This window comes from Bradyrhizobium elkanii WSM2783 (assembly GCF_000472865.1).
Classification (GTDB): Bacteria; Pseudomonadota; Alphaproteobacteria; order Rhizobiales; family Xanthobacteraceae; genus Bradyrhizobium; species Bradyrhizobium elkanii_A.
In genome coordinates, this window is the sequence record NZ_AXAP01000099.1 from 22,876 (window position 1) to 29,798 (window position 6,923).

10 protein-coding genes are annotated in these 6,923 nt (G+C 60.3%); 4 read left to right on the plus strand and 6 right to left on the minus strand.

The genetic code is table 11. From position 1 onward, the window contains the following. Positions 1-8: 8 nt before the first annotated feature. The 6 genes from YY7_RS0142870 to YY7_RS0142895 form a co-directional block, all read right to left on the minus strand. Positions 9-218 carry a hypothetical protein gene (locus tag YY7_RS0142870; protein WP_028168518.1) on the minus strand — a complete coding sequence of 70 codons (210 nt, stop codon included), beginning with the start codon at positions 216-218 and terminating at the stop codon, positions 9-11. Then, positions 206-463 carry a hypothetical protein gene (locus YY7_RS0142875; protein ID WP_028168519.1) on the minus strand — a complete coding sequence of 86 codons (258 nt, stop codon included), beginning with the start codon at positions 461-463 and terminating at the stop codon, positions 206-208. The genes YY7_RS0142870 and YY7_RS0142875 overlap by 13 nt, the downstream gene beginning before the upstream one ends. Then, on the minus strand, positions 463-1,359 hold the full coding sequence (gene ligD / locus YY7_RS0142880) for a non-homologous end-joining DNA ligase (RefSeq protein ID WP_028168520.1): 897 nt from the start codon (positions 1,357-1,359) through the stop codon (positions 463-465). Before ligD ends, YY7_RS0142875 begins: the two co-directional genes overlap by 1 nt. A 501-nt stretch (positions 1,360-1,860) precedes the next feature. Continuing rightward, entirely contained in the window at positions 1,861-2,205 is a 345-nt protein-coding gene (locus YY7_RS0142885; protein ID WP_028168521.1) for a hypothetical protein, read from the minus strand. Continuing rightward, the gene (locus tag YY7_RS0142890) at positions 2,202-3,074 is read right to left on the minus strand and encodes a sulfite exporter TauE/SafE family protein (RefSeq protein ID WP_210164747.1); all 873 of its coding nucleotides are present in this window, start codon (positions 3,072-3,074) and stop codon (positions 2,202-2,204) included. Before YY7_RS0142890 ends, YY7_RS0142885 begins: the two co-directional genes overlap by 4 nt. Continuing rightward, entirely contained in the window at positions 3,067-3,813 is a 747-nt protein-coding gene (locus YY7_RS0142895; protein WP_028168523.1) for a GntR family transcriptional regulator, read from the minus strand. Before YY7_RS0142895 ends, YY7_RS0142890 begins: the two co-directional genes overlap by 8 nt. 116 nt (positions 3,814-3,929) lie before the next feature. Between YY7_RS0142895 and YY7_RS54790 the strand changes: the two genes are divergently transcribed. The 4 genes from YY7_RS54790 to YY7_RS0142920 all read left to right on the plus strand — a co-directional run bounded on the left by YY7_RS54790 (position 3,930) and on the right by YY7_RS0142920 (position 6,450). After that, positions 3,930-4,514, plus strand: coding sequence for a DoxX family protein (locus YY7_RS54790; RefSeq protein WP_245287626.1), 585 nt, complete (start codon positions 3,930-3,932; stop codon positions 4,512-4,514). Positions 4,515-4,572: 58 nt separating this feature from the next. Continuing rightward, positions 4,573-5,457, plus strand: a complete 885-nt coding sequence (locus YY7_RS0142905; protein WP_028168524.1) for a haloalkane dehalogenase — start codon at positions 4,573-4,575, stop codon at positions 5,455-5,457. 267 nt (positions 5,458-5,724) lie between these two features. Then, positions 5,725-6,210: an HPP family protein gene (locus YY7_RS57560; RefSeq protein ID WP_080664103.1), complete on the plus strand. Its 486-nt coding sequence runs from the start codon at positions 5,725-5,727 to the stop codon at positions 6,208-6,210. 45 nt (positions 6,211-6,255) lie between these two features. Then, positions 6,256-6,450, plus strand: a complete 195-nt coding sequence (locus YY7_RS0142920) for a hypothetical protein (protein WP_028168525.1) — start codon at positions 6,256-6,258, stop codon at positions 6,448-6,450. The last annotated feature ends 473 nt before the right edge of the window (positions 6,451-6,923 follow it).

The following is a 6,923-nucleotide window of genomic DNA, read 5'->3' on the forward strand; positions in this document are numbered from 1 at the left end:
CGTTGAAGTCAAATGCTGACCAGCATCCGTCCTTTGCCCTTGCAATCGGGGCAGGTGAACTCGGGACCTACTTCTTCCGGAGCGAATTTGCCCCAGTTGCCGTCGCCTCCGCATTCGAGGCAAACGATTTCACCAGCGCCACATCCGCGATCGATCACGCTGCGCTCGACGGCGGTGTTGCAGTTGCGCGCGCAATAGATCCGCATCATCCGCGCCATATGACGGGTAGTCCCAGTTCTGCAGCCTTCCTGGCGACATCGTCGATGCTTCCGGAGCGGCACAGGAATTCGGACGCCTCCTCAATCGTGCTGCCGTGCTCAAGGGAAGCCTTGAGATCGACGATATCCATCTCGGTCCACTCTGCGCCGTCGTAAATATCGCCCTTGGCTATCGCAGCAGTGAATGAAATGCTGATGGAGATTGCGACAGCACTCGCGCCGGTGAGGAACGTTCTGCGATCCATCAGAGGTCCTCCCGCAGTCCCTTGAAGAACGGATGCCGCACCTTGCCCTCGGCCGACTTAGCGCGGTACTCGACCTCGGCGAGCAGCTTTGGCTCAACCCAGATGCCCTTGTGAGCGATTCGCTTCGCATAGGGCTGCGTCTTGCGTATCAGTGGCTTCAATCGTTTACGTAACTCGGCCTCCGATTCTTTGTCGAAGCCATGATCGACCTTGCCAGCGTAAACCAGGGCATCGCCCTTGTGGCGGCCGAGGTAGATGCCGTCCCATTTGCCTTCGTCGAGGGCGAAGCCAGCGATGGTCAGCGTCTCACGTTGGCGGCAAGTTACTTTCACCCAGTCCCTGCCGCGGCTAGATCCGTAACGGCTGTCCCGCACTTTCGAGACGACGCCTTCAAGTCCGACCTTGCAGGCGTGCTGATACATCTCCCGGCCATCGAGTTCAAAGCTCTCGCTGAACTGGATGGCCGCGCCGTCTATCAGCTTCCGGAGATGCATCTTGCGTTCGAGCAGCGGCAGCTTCCGCAGATCGTAGCCGTTGAGATAGAGCAGATCGAACGCCACCATCACGAGCTTGCTGGACTTGCCCTTGAGCTCGTTCTGCAGGACTGAAAAATCGGTGGCGCCATCCGGTGACGGGACGACGACCTCGCCGTCGATGATCGCGGAACCAGCATTGATCACATAGGCATCGGCGGCAATTTTCTTAAACCGCTTGGTCCAGTCGTTTCCGCGTCGCGTGAATACCCTGATGTCGTCATTCGCAATGTGAAGCTGGACGCGATAGCCATCGAACTTGATCTCGTGAACCCAGCGCGTCCCGGAAGGCACCCGATCCACCTGTGTCGCCAGCGCGGGCTCGATGAATCCCGGGTAGGGGGCCTTGGTGCCTATGGCCACTGGCTTTTTTACGCTGAAAGGCCACTCACAAGAACTCCGACCAATGAACTACTTAAACTGACCGAAATCAATTGGTTCCCAAATTGCAACCTCTCGGCGGCGGTCCTGCGTTGCTTCTGCTCAAGACTGCGGAGTCCACGATGACCAACGCCGAACAATACCGAAAAACCGCTGACAACTGTCGGCGGGAAGCCGAGGAGTCGCTTAGTCCACTCGACTTGTAGTCCAGGCCTTTGTTGGTGAAAAAATCCTCTAAAACCAGCCTCTTATAAAATCGCCGGGACCACGAGAACCGCCCCAGGGCCCCAATAGGCCTCCCTTGCCCAGGAAGCCGCGCCAGGTAGCATACGGCCCACTCTGCTCGGCATTTTGGGACTTTTTCGACAGCATCGGTCACAAACGGACTCATGCAGCGCAACAAACACCAGCCCTCATTCGATTACCTGGTCGCGCGGGCTTGCTTTGCCGCTTCGCGGGGGGCTTTTGCTGAGGTGAATATCCTCATCGACAAAATCTCGCCTTCAGTGGATTGCAGGTCCATAAAGACCGGCCACTACACTGACGCCAATCGTTATGAGAACGATGCCGGAGATCGTCCCGAAGAGATAGTCCCGCTAAGATAACGCGTAGGATCGGGAGCAGGATGATGAGCGCGATGCCTTTCCCGACGATGCTCGTGCCCAGCGTCATGGTATGCCCATGCGGGACGATGCATCGGCCGAAGAGGGCAACGATCATCCCGAGCGCGGTCACGCCCGACGCGAGCCAGATACCGTATTTGAGCTGCCGTGCAAGGAGCCGATCCATCCTGCGGGTTTCATCGAGCGCCTTGTCGTCCGCGATCATGCGGCCTTTCCGAACAACTCGATGTGGAAGGCAGAGAGCAGCATCTGCGCCGCAAGGGCTATAAGCACTACAACAAACAGGGCCCTCACTTTTTCATTTGAGACTCGCATCAAGATGCGGGCTCCGACGACTGATCCCAGAACCGACCCCAAGGCGACGGGACCGGCAATGGCGGGAACGATGGAGCCTCGTATGAAGTATGCCCCCGCGCTGGCAGAAGCGGTCACCCCTATCATGAAATTGGAGGTTGCCGAGGACACCTTGATCGGCAGGCGGAGGGCGGTGTCCATCGCAGGGATCTTGAGTACGCCGCTGCCAATCCCAAGCAGCGCCGAGATAAGACCGGCACCGTACATCAGGAACATTCCTCGGGGCAGCTGTCGTACCTGGTAGGTGACGCTACGGCCGAGCACATGGTCGGGATAGCTCGCGTGGAGTCGAAGTTTGTCCGCCCAATTGCCTGGCGGGTCGGCAATGCTGATACCGACCGGATCGCTGCGCCGGGCGAGCATCTGATGCGCCGATACCAGCAACACCACAGCGAACAGGCCGTAAAGGAAGGACACCGGGACGAGCCCGACAAAGAACACGCCCGTGAGAGCCCCGAGCGTCGTCGTAGTCTCCAGCACGATGGCGAGGCGAACGTTGGTGAGTCCTCGCTCAAGGAAGGATGCAGCGCTGCCGCAGGAGCAGGCGATCACCGAGACGATGCTTGCGGCGATGGCAGTGCGGAGGTCCACGCCGCCGAACAGGGTAAGGATGGGTACAATGAAGATGCCGCTGGCCATGCCGAGCATGCCGCCCAGCGCGCTCGCGCCAAACGACATGACGAACAGCCAGGATCCAAAGCCTGCATCCATGTCAGGCATCTCTGGTTTGCGTTGAGGTCCTCGTGCGTCGGGCAAGGCGCGTCACGAACCGGATCAGATCGCCGCGATAGTGTAACCGCTCATAGTCGACGGGCCGATTGCCGGTGGTGTAGGACGTGCGCTCGATGAGGAAGATCGGACTGCCGGTCGGCACTTGAAGCGCCTCGGCAGCGACAGCGTCGGCCGCGGCCGCTTCCAGCTTGTATTCAGCTTCGACCAGAGGCGTATCATACTTCTCCTCCAAAAGCGCAAAGACCGGTTCGGCCTCAAGGTCGTTTCCCGCGACCTTCTCGCCTAAGCCGCGAGGCAAGTAAGTCTCGTCGAAGGATATGGCTACACTGTCGGCTAGGCGAACACGCTGGAGCCTGAACACTAGCGTCCCAACTGGCAAGGCAAGGTGGCGTGCGACGGTTTCGTCGGCTGCCACAATGCGCTGGTCGAGCAAGCTGGTGCTGGGCGTTCGCCCCAATGCCTGCATGTCTTCGACGAAACCGGTTAGCTCGGTCAGCTCCTGCATGATCTTCGGTTGGGTGACGAAAGTGCCCTTGCCCCGCCTGATCTCGACGAGCCCGCGCTCGATCAGGTTCTGGATCGCCTTCCGCACCGTCGGGCGACTGACCTTGAATCGGTCAATTAGGCTTTCCTCGGGCGGCAATTGAGTTCCGGGCGGCAGGCTGCCGTCAGCGATGCCGGCCGCCAGAGCGGACGCGACACTTTCGTAAAGGGGCATAGGCGACATAACGTCATCGTGACGTCATGACCTCTTGATGTCAACCCCAGCTGGCGGTAAATTCTCGTCATACAACGGCGTCCAGTCATACAACAGCGTCCACAAGTGCAGCCGGATTAAGATCAATGGAATCAATGAGCTATGTTAAGGAGAGGCCGCGAACGTGGCGCGATCTTCCTGATCTGATCAGCTGTTCGGCGATCGCCCGCTGGGCTCCGATCCCGCTGCGCCTGATTGTTGGATATGGCTTCATGGAACACGGCTTCGCCAAGGCGGCGAGGGGCTTCGATGCATTCCCCGCCATCCTGCAGGCGATGGGCCTTCCCGCGCCTCATTTGCTGGGCTGGCTCACCATCGCGGTGGAGATCCTGGGCGGGCTGGCTGTACTGCTTGGTGCACTGGTGCCTCTCGCCAGTATCCCGACGGCGATCGTTCTTTTGACCGCGATGTTCACCGTGCACCTTCCGTATGGCTTCAGCTCAATCAAGCTTCAGGCAATAACGGCCGCGGGCGCGCAGTTCGGGCCGCCGGGTTATGAAACCGATCTCCTTTACCTCGCTTGCCTGGCGGCTCTCGTCTTGGGCGGACCCGGACCTCTTTCTATCGACCGCCTTCTGGCGGATCGCACAAGTGAAGCGGCATCAACTCCAAACTCGATCGCGACGTGCAATGTAGACGCAGGACCGCGCAGACGGAGAAGCGACACGTAAGGCGTCCGCAATTCGGCTCAAAGGCTTTCTCGGTTGGCAAATATGAGGAGAAGCGAACATGATCTCTGCGGCATTTCCGTACCAAAAGCAGCGGCGGCGGGTCCTCGGCAGCGAGATGGCGTACGTGGAGGTGGGAGAGGGCGACCCGATCGTGCTGCTGCACGGCAATCCCACCTCGTCGTACCTCTGGCGCAACGTGTTGCCGCACCTGCAGCCACGAGGCCGCTGCATTGCCCCCGACCTGATCGGCATGGGCGACTCCGACAAGCTGCCTGACAGTGGCCCCGGCTCGTATCGCTTCGTCGAGCACCGCCGCTACCTCGACGCCCTGCTCGAGGCCCTGGATGTGCGCGAGCGGGTCACCTTGGTCGTCCATGACTGGGGTTCGGCCCTCGGCTTCGACTGGGCCAACCGCCACCGCGAGGCCGTGAAGGGTATCGCGTACATGGAGGCGATCGTGGGGCCGCAGTACTGGGATCACTGGGACAAGTTCGGAATGCGTTCCGCCTTGCAAGGGCTGCGTTCCGAGCAAGGCGAGACGATGGTCCTGCAAGACAACTTTTTCATCGAGAAGATCCTGCCGGGGGCTATCCTGCGCACCCTCTCCGCCGAGGAGATGGCGGAGTACCGACGGCCGTTCGCCGAGCCCGGCGAGGGGCGACGGCCGACGCTGACGTGGCCCCGGCAGATCCCCATTGAGGGCGAGCCCGCCGACGTGGCTGCGATCGTGAACGCCTACGCGGACTGGCTGGCGGCGAGCAATGTGCCTAAGCTGTTCTTGAGGGCAGAGCCCGGTGGAATCCTCGCCCACGGCCCGGTTCTCAACTTGGCCCGCAGCTTCCCAGCGCAGACCGAGGTGACGATCTCGGGTCTCCATTTCGTCCAGGAAGATTCGCCGCACGAGATCGGACGGGCCGTCGCTGATTGGATGGCGAAGTTATAGAGTGCAATTACCTGGAGATCGTCGGACTCCGAACGATCATCGATGCCTCGGGTCGTGCACTTCGAAGAGATCGCCGCAGCCGCGGTGGCGCTCTCCGAGCACGAGTTCCGAGTGCTCGATCAGGTCTCGCGAGCACGCTCAGGCAAACAGCAGCGCGTTCCGGCGTAACGGCTGCTCGCGGCCAACTTATCTGGCCATCATCAAACTTCCAGCCCGAATACGCTTGGCCGGCGCCGACGCCAACCGTGACCTAGAAATCAGGCTCAGATGCCCTACCGACCTCGCTTACTTGCCATCCTTGCCGGAGCGGCCGGGAGCGCAATCGCGATCGGAAACATGGAGGCGTTCTCTATTGAGAGCACATTTCCGCTCTTCGCGGTTCCATTCGCGACATCGATCGTGACGGTATTGGGCTCACCAAAAGCAGAACCGGCACAACCCCGTGCCCTTGTCGGCGGTCATCTTATCTCCACGCTGGTTGGGCTACTGGTTGTGAAATTGTGCGGTCCAGCGCCGTGGGCCGCCGCCATCGCAGTTGGTTTGGCAATGATCGCAATGCATCTGACCGGCACATTTCACCCGCCCGCCGGCATCGATCCGCTGGTTGTTGTCGTCGACAACATGTCCTGGAGCTTTCTGGTCGTGCCGGTTGGCATCGGCGCCATGCTGCTCGCGACGTTTGCTTTTGCTTGGAACAATGTCCTCACGGGACGCGCCAATGAAGGCCATGTCTGGCCGATCCGGTGGTGGTGACCTTTCATACGCCTTATTGCGGTTGGCCGGGGAAAAGGTGTGCCAATGGCCGCGCCGCAGATACGCACCAAACAGTTCGTGCTCGATGGCGAGGCCGTGCTGCTCGGCGTCGATGGCATCAGCGACTTCGCCGGGCTGCACTCACGTAACCACGACGACGAGGTCCAATTCTATGCGTTCGATGTCCTGACAGCTGAGGGCGAGGACTACCGCAAGCTGCCCCAACCCTGCCGCCGGTGATGACGCCGCAACCGGCTTCGGTCATTGCGTGACTTGATCTAGTTCTCTCGCTCCCGGTGGGTGAGTTTATAGCCCGGAGCGGGCAAACCAAGCGGTGTGTACAGATAGCTGACGACCAGCGACGGGACGCCACGGCTCGCGATTTCAATCAGCCTGCCGTGATCTGGATTGTCCTCAATATCCTCCAGTGATGTGAGCAATGCCTTTGTTTGTGATCTGATTGAGCAGCCGGGTCCGGGGCGAGTGGCGGTTCGAGCGGTTCGTCGAGCGGAGCAGGCGGGACGGGTTCGAGCTCTGGCGCAGCCGGTGGAGGAGATGCGGGCTCGGCAGGCCAAATGTCGCCGAAGAACAAGAGGTGAGATCGACGCGGTCCCGCAGCTAGCACTACTTTGGCAGATTGTTGATTTTGCCGCGTTTTATAGGATTCCCGAATCAATTTTTCAATGATTCATGGGTGGTCGGCTCTTGGAGGG

Coding starts and splice junctions, on each gene's coding strand:
- YY7_RS0142870 (WP_028168518.1), bottom strand. CDS start 218: ATGGCGCGGATGATGCGGATCTATTGCGCGCGCAACTGCAACACCGCC.
- YY7_RS0142875 (WP_028168519.1), bottom strand. CDS start 463: ATGGATCGCAGAACGTTCCTCACCGGCGCGAGTGCTGTCGCAATCTCC.
- YY7_RS0142885 (WP_028168521.1), bottom strand. CDS start 2,205: ATGATCGCGGACGACAAGGCGCTCGATGAAACCCGCAGGATGGATCGG.
- YY7_RS0142890 (WP_210164747.1), bottom strand. CDS start 3,074: ATGCCTGACATGGATGCAGGCTTTGGATCCTGGCTGTTCGTCATGTCG.
- YY7_RS0142895 (WP_028168523.1), bottom strand. CDS start 3,813: ATGTCGCCTATGCCCCTTTACGAAAGTGTCGCGTCCGCTCTGGCGGCC.
- YY7_RS54790 (WP_245287626.1), top strand. CDS start 3,930: ATGGAATCAATGAGCTATGTTAAGGAGAGGCCGCGAACGTGGCGCGAT.
- YY7_RS0142905 (WP_028168524.1), top strand. CDS start 4,573: ATGATCTCTGCGGCATTTCCGTACCAAAAGCAGCGGCGGCGGGTCCTC.
- YY7_RS57560 (WP_080664103.1), top strand. CDS start 5,725: ATGCCCTACCGACCTCGCTTACTTGCCATCCTTGCCGGAGCGGCCGGG.
- YY7_RS0142920 (WP_028168525.1), top strand. CDS start 6,256: ATGGCCGCGCCGCAGATACGCACCAAACAGTTCGTGCTCGATGGCGAG.